The following is a 15,215-nucleotide window of genomic DNA, read 5'->3' as shown; positions in this document are numbered from 1 at the left end:
ATGACTGAAGTTGCCCTGGACACCGCAACCCCACACGCTCCCTCGGTCATCCGGCTACTGCTCGACAAACTCGGCGTGGCCTACCGCGAGGTGGTCGAACATCCGCACCTGCCGGCAACGTCGCGGGTACAGGCCGTGCTGCTCGACGACGAGGTCGGCGCCCTGATGGTGCTGTTCCCGCAGAGCCAGCTGCTGGACCTCAACCGCCTGGCCGAACTGACCGGGCGCAAGCTCACCGCGGTTTCGGTGCCACGCCTGAAGCAGATGCTGGACAAACACCAGCTCAAGGCCCTGCCAGGCATCCCGGCGCTGACCAGCTCGCCGTGCCAGTACGAAAAGAGCCTGCTCGACGATGAAACCGTGTTTATCCAGTCTGGCGAAGCCGGTCTGCTGCTGGAAATCGAGCGCGCGCACTTCAAGCGCATGCTGGCCAAGGCCAGCGCCAGCAGCTTCGGCCAGGAAGTGGAGGCCATCAGCCCCAACCTCGACCGCCCCGATGATGACACCCGTGAAATCACCAACGCCGTCCAGGCCTTCACTGCACGGCGCATCCAGAAGCGCCTGGAAGAAACCATCGAAATCCCGCCGCTGGCCGATACCGCGCAAAAGATCATCAAGCTGCGGGTAGACCCCAACGCCAGCATCGATGATATCACCGGCGTGGTCGAAACCGACCCGGCGCTGGCAGCACAGGTGGTGAGCTGGGCGGCATCGCCCTACTACGCCTCACCTGGCAAGATCCGCTCGGTGGAAGATGCCATCGTGCGTGTGCTGGGCTTCGACCTGGTGATCAACCTGGCCCTGGGGCTGGCGCTTGGCAAGACCCTGAGCCTGCCGAAGGACCACCCGCAACAGGCCACGCCGTACTGGCAGCAGTCGATCTACACTGCCGCGATCATCGAAGGCCTGACCCGCGCCATGCCACGGGCCGAGCGCCCCGAGGCCGGCCTGACCTACCTGGCCGGGCTGCTGCACAACTTTGGCTACCTGCTGTTGGCGCACGTTTTCCCGCCGCACTTCTCGCTGATCTGCCGCCACCTGGAGGTCAACCCGCACCTGTGTCACACCTACGTGGAGCAACACCTGCTGGGCATCAGCCGCGAGCAGATCGGTGCCTGGTTGATGAAGCTGTGGGACATGCCGGAAGAACTATCCACCGCGCTGCGCTTCCAGCACGACCCGGCCTATGAAGGCGAGTTTTCAGCGTTCCCCAACCTGGTGTGCCTGGCTACCCGCCTGCTGCGCTCGCGGGGGATTGGCTCGGGGCCGCAGCAAGAGATTCCAGACGAATTGCTGGAGCGGCTGGGGATTACCCGGGACAAGGCCGAGGATGTAGTGAACAAGGTGCTCGAGGCAGAGAGCCTGCTGCGTGAGCTGGCTTCGCAGTTCCACGCACCGCACTGATATCAAAAGGGGCCGCTTTGCAGCCCCTACAATTTCAGCCCTTCTTCTTCGGTTTCAGGTACTTCATCAACCCCTGGAACCACATCACCAGCGCCGGGTTGCCCTTGATCTGGATGTGCTTGTCCTGAATCCCCTGCATGAACGCCAACTGCTTGTTACCTGCCTGCATGGTGGCAAAGCCATAGGCGGCGTCCTTGAAAGCAATGGCGAACGCCGGCTGCGGGTGCGCGCCGCCCTTGCTGCTGATGCGTTCGTTGCTGACGATGAAGTGCCGGGCAACCTTGCCGTCCAGGGTCTGCATCTGGAACACCAGGTTCTTGCCCTTGAGCTGCTGCTGGAACGCCGGGTTGTTGCGGCTTGCCCTGGCCATCAACAGCCCCATGGCCCAGAGAAGAAAGCGGAACTTCATCAACGCGCCTCGAATTAAAAGTGACTAAAGCGCGCAGTCTATCCTTTTCCAGGACTATTTATGCAAGCTCGAAACATTTTGCCTGCAGAAAGCACAACGGGCGCCCTGGGGCGCCCGCTTGGCTGACACTGGTGTTGTCAGGGCGCGATCACTTGCCTTTCTTGGCCGGCTTGACGGGGGCGTTGACGCTGTCGCGCAGGTTCTTGCCTGGCTTGAAGGCCACGGTATTACTGGCCTTGATCTTGACCGGTTCACCGGTTTGCGGGTTCTTGCCGGTACGAGCACCGCGATGACGTTTTTCGAAAGTGCCGAATCCGACCAGGGTCACGGTGTCCTTGTCCAGGGCACCCGTGATGCTGTCGAGAATCGCGTTCAAAACCTGATTGGCCTTTTCCTTGGTCAGATCGGCCTTTTCGGCGATGACGGCGGCGAGTTCTGGTTTGCGCATAGTGAAGCCTCTTTGACGGAATTCTTGTTGTTATGCCGTGCTGCCCTGGGAGCAGCGCTCAAGGCACCGCAGGCTCTAATCTGCGGCAGACGGAAGTGAGGATGGCACGTGCACAGGGGCCGCGCCAGTATCTGGGCGGCCATTGTGCAAGCAACAACAGGATAAATCCGACAGAACACCAGCTATTTACGCCATCACGGCCGGCAGCTGGCGATTCAAGGCCAGCTTCTCCATCACGGCCGCACCTGTGAGGGCATAGCCCAGCAGCTTGCCCTCTGCATCAAGGCAGAGCACCTTGAGGTCACTGCCCTGCCCCTCTACCTGCCAGGTGCCTTCATGACCCTGGGGCGGCGGCGAGACCACCAGTGGGCAGGCCGGGGTTTTCACGGTGATCGGCATCGGCCCGTATGCGACCGTTGTCGGCTTGCCGGCCAGGGTTTGCGCCAGGGCCCGGGCACAACTCATCAGCGGCATTACATAGAGCAGGTTGATGCCATCGACTTCGGCACAGTCGCCAAGGGCAAAGATGTTGGCGTGGGACGTGCGCAACTGGCGGTCCACGCAAACGCCGCGGTTGGTCTGCAGCCCAGCGGCGGCGGCCAGGTCGGTACGCGGGCGCAGGCCAATGGCCGAAACCACCAGATCGCAGGCGATCATGCTGCCGTCGGACAGGTGCGCCTCCAGGCCCAGGGGCACCTGCTGCAGGCGGGTCAGTACCGGGCCAAGGTGAAAGCGCACGCCCAGACCTTCCAGCCCGGCCTGCACGGCAGTGGCAGCGGCCGGGTGCAGCAGGGTCGGCATGACTTGCTCGCACGGCGCCACCACATCGACCTCGAAGCCGCCCAGGCTCATGTCGTTGGCGAATTCGCAGCCGATCAGGCCGGCACCGAGGATCAACACACGCTGTTTGCCGACGGCGGCGGCACGGAAGCGCGCGTAGTCTTCCAGGTCGTTGATCGGGAACACCCGATCACCGCCATCACCTTCGATCGGCACCTGCACCGTCTGCGCGCCCCAGGCCAGCACCAGATCGCGGTATTCCACCGCCTCTTCACCTATCCACAAACGCTTGTGGCCCGGGTCGATGCCGCTGATGCGGGTATGGGTGCGAATCTCGGCATTCAGTTGCTCGGCCATGGCACCCGGCTCGGCCATGCACAGGCCGTCGGCGTCCTTCTGCTTGGCAAAGCCGGTGGACAGCATGGGCTTGGAGTAGGAACGACCGTCATCAGCGGTGATCAGCAGCAGCGGCGCCTGCGCATCGAGCTTGCGAAATTCACGGGCCAGGTTGTAGCCCGCAAGGCCGGTACCGATGATTACCACAGGGGACGTCATGTCGTGCTTTCCTCGATTAGCCGATGGAGATCATTTCAAAGTCGCTCTTGCCCACGCCACAGTCGGGGCACAGCCAGTCTTCAGGCACATCTTCCCAGCGGGTGCCGGGGGCGATGCCGTCGTCGGGCCAGCCTTCGGCTTCGTCGTAGATCAGGCCGCAGACTATACATTGCCACTTTTTCATGGGGGGTGGTTTCCTCGGTTCAGGCTGGGGCTTTGTGTTGCTGCTGATGGCCCTTTCGCGGCTGAAGCCGCGAAGAAGCCGGCGCGCAATGCGTGGGGCTTTGTAGCGGCCCTGTCGGCAGTATGCAAGCAGTTGGGGCAATCATGCTAAGCTCGCCGCCTCTCTGGTTGTAACAAGCAGACCGACGTGTCGTACGAATCCCCGCAAGCAGCCGCTGTCGCGTGGCTGCCGTATTCACAGCTGGCGACCGACATCGACCAGCCCACCCTTGACTGGCTGTTCGACGAAGGCTCGCTGACCCGCCGCCTGACCCGCCTGTCCGACGACCACTTCTCCGTCACCCCGCTGTTCGAAGGCTGGCAACCGCTGCGCGATGACGAATGCCAGGCACTGGGCATCGCCGCCGGTGCCGAAGGCTGGGTGCGCGAGGTGTACCTGCGCGGCCATGGCCAACCCTGGGTATTCGCCCGCAGCGTCGCCAGCCGCAGCGCCCTGGAGCGCGGCGGGCTGGACCTCGAAACCCTCGGCAGCCGCTCGCTGGGCGAGTTGCTGTTCTGCGACCAGGCGTTCATCCGCCACCCCATCGAGGTGTGCAGTTATCCACAGGCCTGGCTGCCCGACGAAGCCGCCCACGCATCGCTGTGGGGCCGCCGTTCGCGCTTCGAACGTGGCGGCCTGGACCTGCTGGTGGCGGAGGTGTTTCTGCCAGCATTGTGGCAAGCGGCCAAGGAGGAAAACCGCTGATGTACCTGCAACTGCTCAAGTCGCTCAACCGCCTGCACCCACGGGCTTGGGACTTCGTCCAGCTCAGCCGCATGGACCGGCCGATTGGAATCTACCTGCTGCTGTGGCCGACCTTGTCGGCGGTGTGGATTGCCGGCAACGGTTCACCAACCCTGGCCAACGTGCTGATCTTCGGCCTCGGTGTGGTGCTGATGCGCGCTGCAGGTTGCTGCATCAATGACTTTGCCGACCGCAAGGTGGACGGCCACGTCAAACGCACCGCCGACCGCCCCCTGGCCAGCGGCCGGGTCCGCCCGCGCGAAGCACTGGCGCTGTTCGCCATCCTGGTCGGAGTGAGCTTCCTGCTGGTGCTGTGTACCAACAGCCGCACGGTTTGGCTGTCGTTCGGTGCGGTGGCACTGGCGTTCTGCTACCCGTTCATGAAGCGCTACACCTATTACCCCCAGGTGGTGCTGGGGGCGGCGTATTCCTGGGGCATTCCCATGGCCTTCACCGCAGCGGGTGGCGAGCTGCCGGCCAGCGCCTGGCTGCTGTATATCGCCAACCTGCTGTGGACGGTGGGCTACGACACCTACTACGCCATGGTTGACCGTGATGACGACCTCAAGATAGGCGTGAAGTCGACCGCTATCCTGTTCGGCGACGCCGACCGCACCATCATCCTGACCTTGCAGCTGCTGTCGCTGGGGTGCCTGTTGCTGGCCGGCAGCCGCTTCGAGCTGGGTGGCTGGTTCCATCTGGGGCTGCTGGGCGCGGCGGCGTGCTTTGCCTGGGAATACTGGTCGACGCGCAAGCTGGACCGGGAGTCGTGCTTCAAGGCGTTTCTGCACAACCACTGGGCGGGGATGCTGGTGTTCATTGGTGTGGTGCTGGATTACGCATTGCGTTAAGGCTGATTGCCCTATCGCCGACAAGCCAGCTTCCACACGTACAGCGCTGCCTTTACAGCCTGCACATAACCTGTGGGAGCTGGCTTGCCGGCGATGGGCCGCAAAGCGGCCCCGGGACCTCAAGGCTTGGCAACGTGCCAGACATCCTTCACACCATCGCCGGTCTTGTCCCCGGCCTTCTTGTCCTTGATGAAGGTGTACAGCGGCTTGCCGTCATAGGCCCACTGCTTGCTGCCATCATCGCGCATCACCACTGTCCACTTATCCTTGGCCGGTTCGTCATTGGCCTTGACCATCAGCGGCGGCCAATTGGTGGCGCATTCGCCATTGCACATCGACTTGCCGCCCGCATCCTTGTCGAAGGTGTACAGGGTCATGCCGGCATGATCGACCAACATGCCGCCCTTCTCCATCGCATGGTCGGCCAAGGCCACCCCCGGGAGCGCCAGCGCAGTGAAAAGGGCCATCCAGCTCAGCGTTTGTCGTGTCATTGGATTCACCATTGTTTCGGGGGGTTTAAGTTCTGATTGCCACAACTACGGCCCTTTCAAGCCTAGTTCAGTCATGGAATGTCGCCAGAACGGCCAACACCCTGTCACACAGCTGCAATAATTCCGTTATCTAATGCGGGCCAAGACACCGTATCCAGGAGAGGTTTTGAGCATGGTTGGCAGGAACATTCTGATCGTCGACGACGAAGCACCGATTCGCGAGATGATCGCCGTTGCCCTGGAAATGGCCGGCTATGACTGCCTGGAAGCGGAAAACTCCCAACAGGCCCACGCGATCATCGTCGACCGCAAACCGGACCTGATCCTGCTCGACTGGATGCTGCCGGGCACCTCTGGCATCGAGTTGGCCCGCCGCCTCAAGCGCGACGAGTTGACCGGCGACATCCCGATCATCATGCTCACCGCCAAGGGTGAAGAGGACAACAAGATCCAAGGGCTGGAAGTGGGGGCCGACGACTACATCACCAAGCCGTTCTCGCCGCGTGAACTGGTCGCCCGTTTGAAAGCCGTTCTGCGCCGCACCGGCCCAAGCGATAGCGAGGCACCGATCGAAGTCGGCGGCCTGCTGCTCGACCCGATCAGCCACCGCGTGACCATCGACGGCAAGCCAGCCGAAATGGGCCCTACCGAATACCGCCTGCTGCAGTTCTTCATGACCCACCAGGAGCGCGCCTACACCCGTGGCCAGCTGCTGGACCAGGTGTGGGGCGGTAACGTCTATGTCGAAGAGCGCACCGTCGACGTACACATCCGCCGCCTGCGCAAGGCGCTGGGTGAAGCCTACGAAAATCTGGTACAAACCGTCCGGGGCACCGGCTACCGCTTCTCGACCAAGAGCTGATCGAGCTGAAAAGCGCCAAGCTGCACGTCGTTGTACAAGGACCGTCAATTGAACCAGAACTGGCACGCGACCCTGATTCGCCACCTGCTGCTGCTGATAACCGTCTGCCTGATCGGCGGGCTGGTCAGCGGCTACTATGGCTGGAGCCTGGCCATCGGCCTGGCGCTCTACCTGGGCTGGACCCTCAAGCAACTGCTGCGCCTGCATGACTGGCTGCGCAACCACCAACCCGACGAAGCACCGCCCGATGGCTACGGCCTGTGGGGCGAGGTGTTCGACAGCATCTACCACCTGCAACGCCGCGACCAGCGCGTGCGCGGCCGCCTGCAGGCGGTGATCGACCGGGTGCAGGAGTCTACCGCCGCGCTGCGTGACGCGGTGATCATGCTGGACAGCGACGGCAACCTGGAATGGTGGAACCGCGCCGCCGAAACCCTCTTGGGCTTCAAGACCCCACAGGACGGCGGCCAGCAGGTGACCAACCTGGTGCGCCACCCGCGCTTCAAGGAATATTTCGAGGCAGGGAACTACCTTGAGCCGCTGGAAATCCCCTCGCCGATCAACGACCGCATGCGCGTACAGCTGCACATCACCCGCTACGGCAACAACGAGCACCTGATGCTGGTGCGCGATGTGACACGCATCCACCAGCTGGAGCAGATGCGCAAGGACTTCGTCGCCAACGTATCCCACGAGCTGCGCACACCACTGACGGTGATCACCGGCTATCTGGAAACCTTGCTGGACAACGTCGAAGACGTGAACCCGCGCTGGAGCCGAGCCCTGCAGCAGATGAGCCAGCAAGGTTCGCGCATGCAGACGCTGCTAAACGACCTGCTGCTGCTGGCCAAGCTGGAGGCCACCGACTACCCGTCGGACAACCAGCCAGTGGCGGTCGATGCCTTGCTCGCCGCGATCAAGAACGACGCCCAGGCGCTGTCCGGGCCCCGCAACCAGCGCATCACCCTGGAAGCCGCGCCCGGCGTACAGCTGAAAGGCAGCGAGTCGGAGCTGCGCAGTGCTTTTTCCAACCTGGTGTTCAACGCGGTCAAGTACACCCAGGACGAAGGCAGCATCCGTATTCGCTGGTGGGCCGATGCTCAGGGCGCGCACCTGTCGGTGCAGGACTCGGGGGTGGGCATCGATGCCAAGCACCTGCCACGCCTGACCGAGCGCTTCTACCGGGTCGACTCCAGCCGTGCCTCGAATACCGGCGGCACCGGGCTGGGGCTGGCGATCGTCAAACATGTGCTTATGCGCCACCGCGGCAAGCTGGAGATCAGCAGCGTGCCGGGGCATGGCAGTACCTTTACCTGTCACTTCGCGCCGGCACAATTGGCTAACGGCAAGGCTTGAGATCGGGGCTGCTGCGCAGCCCTTCGCGGGCACGACCGCTCCCACAAGGACCGCAATAAGTCCGCCACCCTTTGCTTTTACGGCCCCAGCCGCTACATTGGACCCCCTGTGCCAGCAAGAGCTGGCACTTTTTTTCTCTCTATCTCGAAGACGGACCCCGTAAAAACTCCATCATGGACCCTTCCCCTGGTATCAGCCTCACCTCGTTATTCGCCGATTTCGGCATGATCATCTTTGCCTTGCTTCTTGTGCTGCTCAACGGCTTCTTTGTTGCCGCCGAGTTCGCCATGGTCAAGCTGCGCGCCACCCGCGTCGAGTCCATCGCCGAGCTGCATGGCTGGCGTGGCAGCATCCTGCGCAAGGTACACAACCAGCTCGACGCCTACCTGTCGGCCTGCCAGCTGGGCATCACCCTCGCCTCGCTGGGCCTGGGCTGGGTCGGTGAACCGGCGTTCGCCCACCTGCTCGAGCCGCTGCTGGCCTACCTGGGCGTGGACACGCCCGAGCTGATCAAGGCCATCTCGTTCTTCGTCGCCTTCTTCGTCATCTCGTACCTGCATATCGTGGTCGGCGAGCTGGCGCCTAAGTCCTGGGCCATCCGCAAGCCCGAACTGCTGTCGCTGTGGACCGCCGTGCCGCTGTACCTGTTCTACTGGGTGATGTACCCGGCCATCTACCTGCTCAATGCCAGCGCCAACACCATCCTGCGCATTGCCGGCCAGGGCGAGCCCGGCCCACACCACGAGCACCACTACAGCCGTGAAGAGCTCAAGCTGATCCTGCACTCCAGCCGTGGCCAGGACCCGAGCGACCAAGGCATGCGCGTGCTGGCCTCGGCCGTGGAAATGGGCGAGTTGGAAGTAGTCGACTGGGCCAACTCGCGCGAGGACATGGTCAGCATCGATGCCCATGCGCCGTTGAAGCAGATCCTGGCCCTGGTGCGCCGTCACAAATTCAGCCGCTACCCGGTGTACGACGCCGAGCGTGAGGAGTTCACCGGCCTGCTGCACATCAAGGACCTGCTGCTGGAGCTGGCCGAACTCGAGCACCTGCCCGAAACCATCGACCTCGACGACCTGGCTCGGCCACTGGAGCGCGTGTCGCGGCACATGCCGCTGGCGCAGTTGCTGGAGCAGTTCCGCAAGGGCGGTGCGCACTTCGTACTGGTGGAGGAAGCCGATGGCAAGGTGATTGGCTACCTGACCATGGAAGACGTGCTGGAAGTGCTGGTAGGCGACATCCAGGACGAACACCGCAAGACCGAGCGCGGCATCCTTGCCTACCAGCCGGGCAAGCTGCTGGTGCGCGGCGACACGCCGCTGTTCAAGGTCGAGCGTCTGCTGGGCGTCGACCTAGACCATATCGAGGCGGAAACCCTCGCCGGGCTGGTCTACGAGACCCTCAAGCGCGTGCCTGAAGAAGAGGAAGTGCTCGAGGTCGAAGGTCTGCGCATCATCATCAAGAAGATGAAAGGGCCGAAGATCGTGCTGGCCAAGGTACTCAAGCTGGATTGAGGATCCATGGGGCTGCTTTGCAGCCCCGGCAACCTCAAGGGTTACCCGCAGTGAAATCAGGCAACCCACTGATCGGTCTGTCGAACCGATAAGGTATCGACTCCAGCGCCAACCCCACGTTGCGCTGTACCACGAAATGCAGGTGCGGCCCGGTGCTGTTGCCGGTATTGCCCGACTTGGCCAGCATCTGCCCCTGCCGCACCCGTTGCCCCTCCGCCACCACCACCGAACCGCGCATCAGGTGCAGGTATACGCCCATGGTGCCGTCCGGGTGCAGGATCCTGACGAAATTGCCCGACGGGTTGGGGCCGCGCCCGCTCTGGCTGTTCTCCGTCTTCACCACCACCCCTTCCCGCGCCGCAACGATTGTGGTGCCTTCGGGCATGGCGATATCCATGGCATAACGCCCTTTGGGCCCAAAATGGCTGATCCGGCCATTGGGGCCCTGGGTCACGCGGAACGGCCCGCCGATCCAGGGGAATGCATAGCGGAAGCCTTGAGGCCGCTTGCCCGGGTCGCCCATGGCCTGCAGCAGGGTCGAGCGGTAGTTCAGCAGCATCCCGGGCCGCCCCCTGAGCACGCTTAGCATTTGCGTGGTGCGCGGCGGCAGTACCCGGCGCACGGTACGCGGGGCATTGCCACCTTGAGCGTTCACCAGGTTGTCCAGGCGCAGTTCCACCTCCACCGGCACATGCATCTGGTTGCGGGCCGAAAAGCTCACGCCGCCGTTGAAGGTTATCGCGTTCAGCAGCACCTGGCCTTCGGGCACCTCGACCATGGGCACGCGCCGCACAAAGGTTTTGGCACCGGGGCCGGGCCGATCGGAATAGGAGGTCACACGGCCGTCATCGGTGATCTCGTAGATGGTCATGCCCAGGCTCGACGCCGAGGCCATGAGCAATGCACAGAACAGCAGCAGGCGGGCGGGCATGATAGTGGCTTTTTGACAGTTATGATTTGTCGAAGCCTAGCAGGGGGATTTGTGGCGGGTATGACAGTTGGTCGGATGGCGTCAACAGGACTGGCCCCATCGCCGGCAAGCCAGCTCCCACAGGAAATGCACAAGGCCAAAGATTGACGCTGTACCTGTGGGTGCTGGCTTGCCGACGCTGGGGCCAGTAGTCATTACTCAGGCGCCCGGGGTGAAATGCTTCTGCGCCGTCCCGCGGGCAATCAGCCGCGACAGGTAGTCGAGCTTCTGGGCATCCTGGTCGACGAACTTGAAGGTCAGTTGCAACCAGTCACTGTCGGGTTTGGGTTCCAATGCCGCTACGGCATGCAGGTAGCCGTTCAGCCGCGCGACTTCGGCGTTCTCGCCCTGCTCCAGGTCCAGCACCGCGCCTTCCAGCACCTGGGGCAGCGCTTCGCCACGGCGCACCACCAGCAAGGCCTCTTTCAAGCTCAGCGCCTTGATCACGCACGGCTGCATGCCGCCGGCCAGCCGCAACTGGCCCTGGCCACGGCCGGTCGGCGCTGGAGCGGCGGGCCGGGGGGCACTGGCCACTGGCCTGGCGGGTGCAGGCGCCGGCGCTGGAGCCGTGACTTTCACCGCTTCAGGCTTGCCGGCTGTCAGCGCATTCAGCGAGTCATTGGCGAACGCCGAGTTGACCCGTGCCGGGCCGCTGGCCATCAGGCTGTCGAGCTTGCCGATCTTGGTCAGGGCCTTTTTCACCTTGGTCAGCAATTGCTCGTTGGTGAACGGCTTGCCGACAAAATCGGAAACGCCCGCCTGAATCGCCTGGATGACGTTTTCCTTGTCGCCTCGGCTGGTCACCATGATGAACTGCAGGCTCTTCAACTCCGGCTGCTGGCGGCACCAGGTGAGCAGCTCCAGACCGGACATTTCCGGCATTTCCCAGTCGCACAGGACCAGGTCGAACGCTTCCTTGCCCAGCATGGCCATGGCCTTGCGACCGTTGACGGCGTCGTCGATGGTCATGCCCGGGAAGGCATTGCGCAGGCATTTGCGGACCAGGTCACGGATAAACGGGGCGTCATCCACGACCAGCACATTCACTTTACTCATCGATACTCCTTCTGAATCCCGACTAGCCTACCGCCGAATAATGGCCACTTGCTACAACCTGGTCACGCCGGGACTTCTTCACATCGTTCGCGGGTGCCTGCCGGCTCCTCGACCGCAAACGAAAACGCCCGGCCAAGGCCGGGCGTCGATGCTCGGGAGCAACCTTACTTATCGTCAGGTTCGGCCGGAACATTAGCGTTTTCGCCGGCGGAAACAGCAGTGCCCTGCACTTCTGCCGTCATGCGCTTGAGGCCCATGTGACGCACGTCGGTGCCGCGCACCAGGTAGATCACCAGCTCGGAGATGTTGCGCGCATGGTCGCCGATACGCTCCAGTGAACGCAGCACCCAGATCACGCTCAGTACCCGCGAGATCGAGCGCGGGTCTTCCATCATGTAGGTCACCAGCTCACGCAGGGCGGTCTTGTATTCACGGTCGATGGTCTTGTCGTACTGGGCCACCGACAGCGCCAGGTCGGCGTCGAAGCGGGCAAAGGCGTCCAACGCGTCGCGGACCATGTTGCGCACCTGATCGCCGATGTGACGCACCTCGACATAGCCGCGCGGCGACTCGCCTTCCTCGCACAGCTGGATGGCGCGACGGGCGATCTTGGTCGACTCGTCACCGATACGCTCCAGGTCGATCACCGACTTGGAGATGCTGATGATCAGGCGCAGGTCGGAGGCCGCCGGCTGACGGCGGGCGAGGATGCGCAGGCACTCCTCGTCGATGTTGCGCTCCATCTGGTTGATCTGCTCGTCGACTTCGCGCACTTGCTGGGCCAGGCCCGAGTCGGCTTCGATCAGCGCAGTGACTGCGTCGTTGACCTGCTTTTCGACCAGGCCGCCCATGGCCAGCAGGTGGCTACGCACCTCTTCGAGCTCGGCGTTGAACTGCTGGGAAATGTGATGCGTAAGGCTTTCTTTGTTGATCATCGTTCGCTCCGCGAAGAAGCTGCAAGCTTCAAGTAGTTCGTGTCGTGCCCTGGCTGGCCAGGCTTAGCCGTAGCGACCGGTGATGTAGTCTTCGGTCTGTTTCTTCGCCGGGTTGGTGAACAGGGTGTCGGTATCCCCGAATTCGACCAGTTTGCCCATGTACATGAATGCGGTGTAGTCCGAAACACGGGCCGCCTGCTGCATGTTGTGGGTCACGATGACGATGGTGTACTTGGATTTCAGTTCGTAGATCAGTTCCTCGACTTTCAGGGTCGAGATCGGGTCCAGTGCCGAGCACGGCTCGTCGAGCAGCAGCACTTCCGGCTCCACGGCGATGGTGCGGGCAATGACCAGACGCTGCTGCTGGCCACCGGACAGGCCCAGTGCCGAGTCGTGCAGGCGGTCCTTGACCTCGTCCCACAGGGCCGCGCCCTTCAGCGCCCATTCGACCGCTTCGTCCAGCACGCGCTTCTTGTTGATGCCTTGGATGCGCAGGCCGTATACCACGTTTTCGTAAATGGTCTTGGGGAACGGGTTGGGCTTCTGGAACACCATGCCCACACGGCGGCGCAGCTCGGCCACATCCTCGCCCTTGCGGTAGATATTGTTGCCGTACAGGTTGATGGCACCCTCCACGCGGCAGCCGTCAACCAGGTCGTTCATGCGGTTGAAGGTGCGCAGCAGGGTCGACTTGCCGCAGCCGGACGGTCCGATGAAGGCGGTCACACGCTGCTTGGGGATGTTCATCTGCACATCGAACAGCGCTTGTTTTTCGCCGTAGAACAGGCTCAGGCCCGGCACTTCGATGGCTACGGTTTCTTCGGCCAGGCGCAGGCTCTGCTTGTCGCGGCCCAGGGCAGACATGTCGATGCCGTGGGCATGGGATTCTTGCTGCATGGTCAACTCCATACGCTAACAATTCGTTTCAAAGGGCCACCCGGCTCACGGGCGGCACGCTTGCAATCAGGATCAACTGTCGAGAGCCTTGTACTTCTCGCGCAAGTGGTTGCGGATCCACACGGCCGAGAGATTGAGGGCCGCGATCACCAGCACCAGCAGCAACGCGGTGGCGTATACCAACGGCCGCGCGGCTTCGACGTTGGGGCTCTGGAAGCCGACGTCATAGATGTGGAAGCCCAGGTGCATGATCTTCTGGTCCAGGTGCAGGTACGGGTAGTTCCCATCCACCGGCAGCGACGGGGCCAGCTTCACCACACCTACCAGCATCAGCGGTGCCACTTCACCGGCGGCGCGGGCCACGGCGAGGATCATGCCGGTCATCATCGCCGGGCTGGCCATCGGCAGAACGATCTTCCACAGGGTTTCGGCTTTGGTCGCGCCCAGGGCCAGCGAGCCTTCGCGCACGGTACGCGGGATACGCGCCAGGCCTTCCTCGGTTGCCACGATCACCACCGGCACGGCCAGCAGCGCCAGGGTCAGCGATGCCCACAGCAGGCCAGGAGTACCCAGGGTTGGAGCCGGCAGCGCTTCAGGGAAGAACAGGCGGTCGATCGAGCCACCCAGCACATAGACGAAGAAGCCCAGGCCGAACACGCCGTAGACGATCGCCGGTACACCGGCCAGGTTGTTCACCGCGATGCGGATCAGGCGGGTCACCGGGCCCTGTCTGGCGTATTCGCGCAGGTACACGGCAGCCAGTACACCGAACGGGGTGACGATAACAGCCATGATCAGGGTCATCATCACGGTACCGAAGATGGCCGGGAAGATACCGCCCTCGGTGTTGGCTTCACGCGGATCGTCGCTTAGGAACTCCCAGACCTTGGTGAAGTAGGTACCCAGCTTGGTGAACCCCGACATGGCGTTCGGCTGGATGGCGTGCACCACCTTGCTAAGGTTGATTTCCACTTCACGGCCGTTGCCATCGCGGGCCACCAGGCTGTCGCGGGCGAAGGCCTGGTGCAGGCCGGTCAGGCGGTCTTCAATGGCCTTGTAGCGGCTGTTCAGCTCGGCGCGTTCGGCGTCCATGTCAGCCTGAGCGGCGGCGTCCAGCTTGCCGTCAAGTTCCAGCTTGCGCGCCTGCAGGCGCAGGCGCTCGAGGCCATGGTTGATAGCACCGATGTCTTTCTTTTCGAGGCTTTGCAGCTCACTGTTGAGCTGGTTGGCACGCTTGAGGCGGGCCTGCAGTTCGGTCCAGGCGGCAGCACCTTCGGCGACCACGTGGCCTTCTTCCTTGACGCTGACCAGGTAGCCGTAGAAGTTGCCCCACTCGCGGCGCTCCAGGGCGATCAGGTCGGTCGGGTGCTTTTCGTCGACCAGCCAGTCGCCGACCACCCAGGTGAAGTCGCTGCCGTTGAGGTCGCGGTTGCCCACCTTGATCAGCTCACGGGTCATGAACTCCGGGCCTTGATCAGGCACTGGCAGGCCGGCGCCCTTCAGGCGGGCACGGGGTACTTCTTCCTTTTGCACCACTTCGCCAATGACGACGTGGTCGGCCTGGCCCGGCACCTTGTAGGTGGCCTGGACAAGATCGGCCGGCCAGAAGTGGCCCAGGCCGCGCACGGCAATTACCGCCAGCAGGCCAACGGTCATGATCACTGCCATGGCCACCGCGCCGCCGCTCATCCAGACGCCTGGGGCGCCGCTCTTGAACCAG

Annotated in this window: 16 protein-coding genes; 6 read left to right on the top strand and 10 right to left on the bottom strand. The window is 63.0% G+C overall.

The window, feature by feature from the left end:
* On the top strand, positions 1–1,404 hold the full coding sequence (locus CAF92_RS13365; protein WP_085601100.1) for an aminoacyl-tRNA deacylase and HDOD domain-containing protein: 1,404 nt from the start codon (positions 1–3) through the stop codon (positions 1,402–1,404).
* Positions 1,405–1,438: 34 nt separating this feature from the next.
* On the opposite strand, the gene CAF92_RS13360 is transcribed toward CAF92_RS13365, so the two are convergent.
* The 4 genes from CAF92_RS13360 to CAF92_RS13345 form a co-directional block, all read right to left on the bottom strand.
* Complete coding sequence (locus CAF92_RS13360; protein WP_085601099.1) at positions 1,439–1,813, bottom strand: SCP2 sterol-binding domain-containing protein; 375 nt, start codon at positions 1,811–1,813, stop codon at positions 1,439–1,441.
* A 148-nt stretch (positions 1,814–1,961) separates the two neighbouring features.
* Entirely contained in the window at positions 1,962–2,261 is a 300-nt protein-coding gene (locus CAF92_RS13355) for an HU family DNA-binding protein (protein ID WP_013974808.1), read from the bottom strand.
* Positions 2,262–2,447: 186 nt separating this feature from the next.
* Entirely contained in the window at positions 2,448–3,596 is a 1,149-nt protein-coding gene (locus tag CAF92_RS13350) for an NAD(P)/FAD-dependent oxidoreductase (protein WP_085601098.1), read from the bottom strand.
* A gap of 16 nt (positions 3,597–3,612) precedes the next feature.
* The gene (locus CAF92_RS13345; protein ID WP_003253349.1) at positions 3,613–3,780 is read right to left on the bottom strand and encodes a rubredoxin; all 168 of its coding nucleotides are present in this window, start codon (positions 3,778–3,780) and stop codon (positions 3,613–3,615) included.
* A gap of 186 nt (positions 3,781–3,966) precedes the next feature.
* Between CAF92_RS13345 and CAF92_RS13340 the strand changes: the two genes are divergently transcribed.
* Together CAF92_RS13340 and ubiA are read left to right on the top strand one after the other, a co-directional pair.
* Positions 3,967–4,524 carry a chorismate lyase gene (locus tag CAF92_RS13340; RefSeq protein WP_085601097.1) on the top strand — a complete coding sequence of 186 codons (558 nt, stop codon included), beginning with the start codon at positions 3,967–3,969 and terminating at the stop codon, positions 4,522–4,524.
* Positions 4,524–5,414 carry a 4-hydroxybenzoate octaprenyltransferase gene (ubiA, locus tag CAF92_RS13335; protein ID WP_015272345.1) on the top strand — a complete coding sequence of 297 codons (891 nt, stop codon included), beginning with the start codon at positions 4,524–4,526 and terminating at the stop codon, positions 5,412–5,414. Before CAF92_RS13340 ends, ubiA begins: the two co-directional genes overlap by 1 nt.
* Positions 5,415–5,533: 119 nt before the next feature.
* Here ubiA and CAF92_RS13330 read toward each other — a convergent pair whose 3' ends face one another.
* Positions 5,534–5,905, bottom strand: coding sequence for a hypothetical protein (locus CAF92_RS13330; RefSeq protein WP_085601096.1), 372 nt, complete (start codon positions 5,903–5,905; stop codon positions 5,534–5,536).
* A gap of 172 nt (positions 5,906–6,077) precedes the next feature.
* On the opposite strand from CAF92_RS13330, the gene phoB reads away from it, so the two are divergent.
* From phoB to CAF92_RS13315, 3 genes are all read left to right on the top strand, one after another.
* Entirely contained in the window at positions 6,078–6,767 is a 690-nt protein-coding gene (gene phoB, locus CAF92_RS13325) for a phosphate regulon transcriptional regulator PhoB (protein ID WP_003253341.1), read from the top strand.
* A gap of 48 nt (positions 6,768–6,815) precedes the next feature.
* A complete protein-coding gene (phoR, locus tag CAF92_RS13320; protein ID WP_046613709.1) occupies positions 6,816–8,123 on the top strand; it encodes a phosphate regulon sensor histidine kinase PhoR in 1,308 nt (435 codons plus the stop codon).
* A 173-nt stretch (positions 8,124–8,296) separates the two neighbouring features.
* Positions 8,297–9,637, top strand: coding sequence for a hemolysin family protein (locus CAF92_RS13315; RefSeq protein ID WP_013974815.1), 1,341 nt, complete (start codon positions 8,297–8,299; stop codon positions 9,635–9,637).
* Between the two features lie 34 nt (positions 9,638–9,671).
* Here the strand turns inward: CAF92_RS13315 and CAF92_RS13310 are convergent, their stop codons facing one another.
* The 5 genes from CAF92_RS13310 to pstA form a co-directional block, all read right to left on the bottom strand.
* Entirely contained in the window at positions 9,672–10,568 is an 897-nt protein-coding gene (locus tag CAF92_RS13310) for a M23 family metallopeptidase (protein ID WP_046613710.1), read from the bottom strand.
* A 198-nt stretch (positions 10,569–10,766) separates the two neighbouring features.
* Entirely contained in the window at positions 10,767–11,663 is an 897-nt protein-coding gene (locus CAF92_RS13305; protein ID WP_085601095.1) for a response regulator, read from the bottom strand.
* Between the two features lie 164 nt (positions 11,664–11,827).
* Positions 11,828–12,598, bottom strand: a complete 771-nt coding sequence (gene phoU / locus CAF92_RS13300) for a phosphate signaling complex protein PhoU (protein WP_085601094.1) — start codon at positions 12,596–12,598, stop codon at positions 11,828–11,830.
* A 63-nt stretch (positions 12,599–12,661) separates the two neighbouring features.
* Positions 12,662–13,495, bottom strand: coding sequence for a phosphate ABC transporter ATP-binding protein PstB (pstB, locus tag CAF92_RS13295; RefSeq protein WP_085601148.1), 834 nt, complete (start codon positions 13,493–13,495; stop codon positions 12,662–12,664).
* Between the two features lie 72 nt (positions 13,496–13,567).
* A complete protein-coding gene (pstA, locus tag CAF92_RS13290) occupies positions 13,568–15,184 on the bottom strand; it encodes a phosphate ABC transporter permease PstA (protein WP_178081791.1) in 1,617 nt (538 codons plus the stop codon).
* Positions 15,185–15,215 lie beyond the last annotated feature (31 nt).

Origin of the sequence: Pseudomonas sp. B10(2017) (genome assembly GCF_002113295.1) — a bacterium.
Lineage (GTDB): Bacteria > Pseudomonadota > Gammaproteobacteria > Pseudomonadales > Pseudomonadaceae > Aquipseudomonas > Aquipseudomonas pudica.
This window is presented reverse-complemented; position numbering and strand designations above follow the sequence as displayed.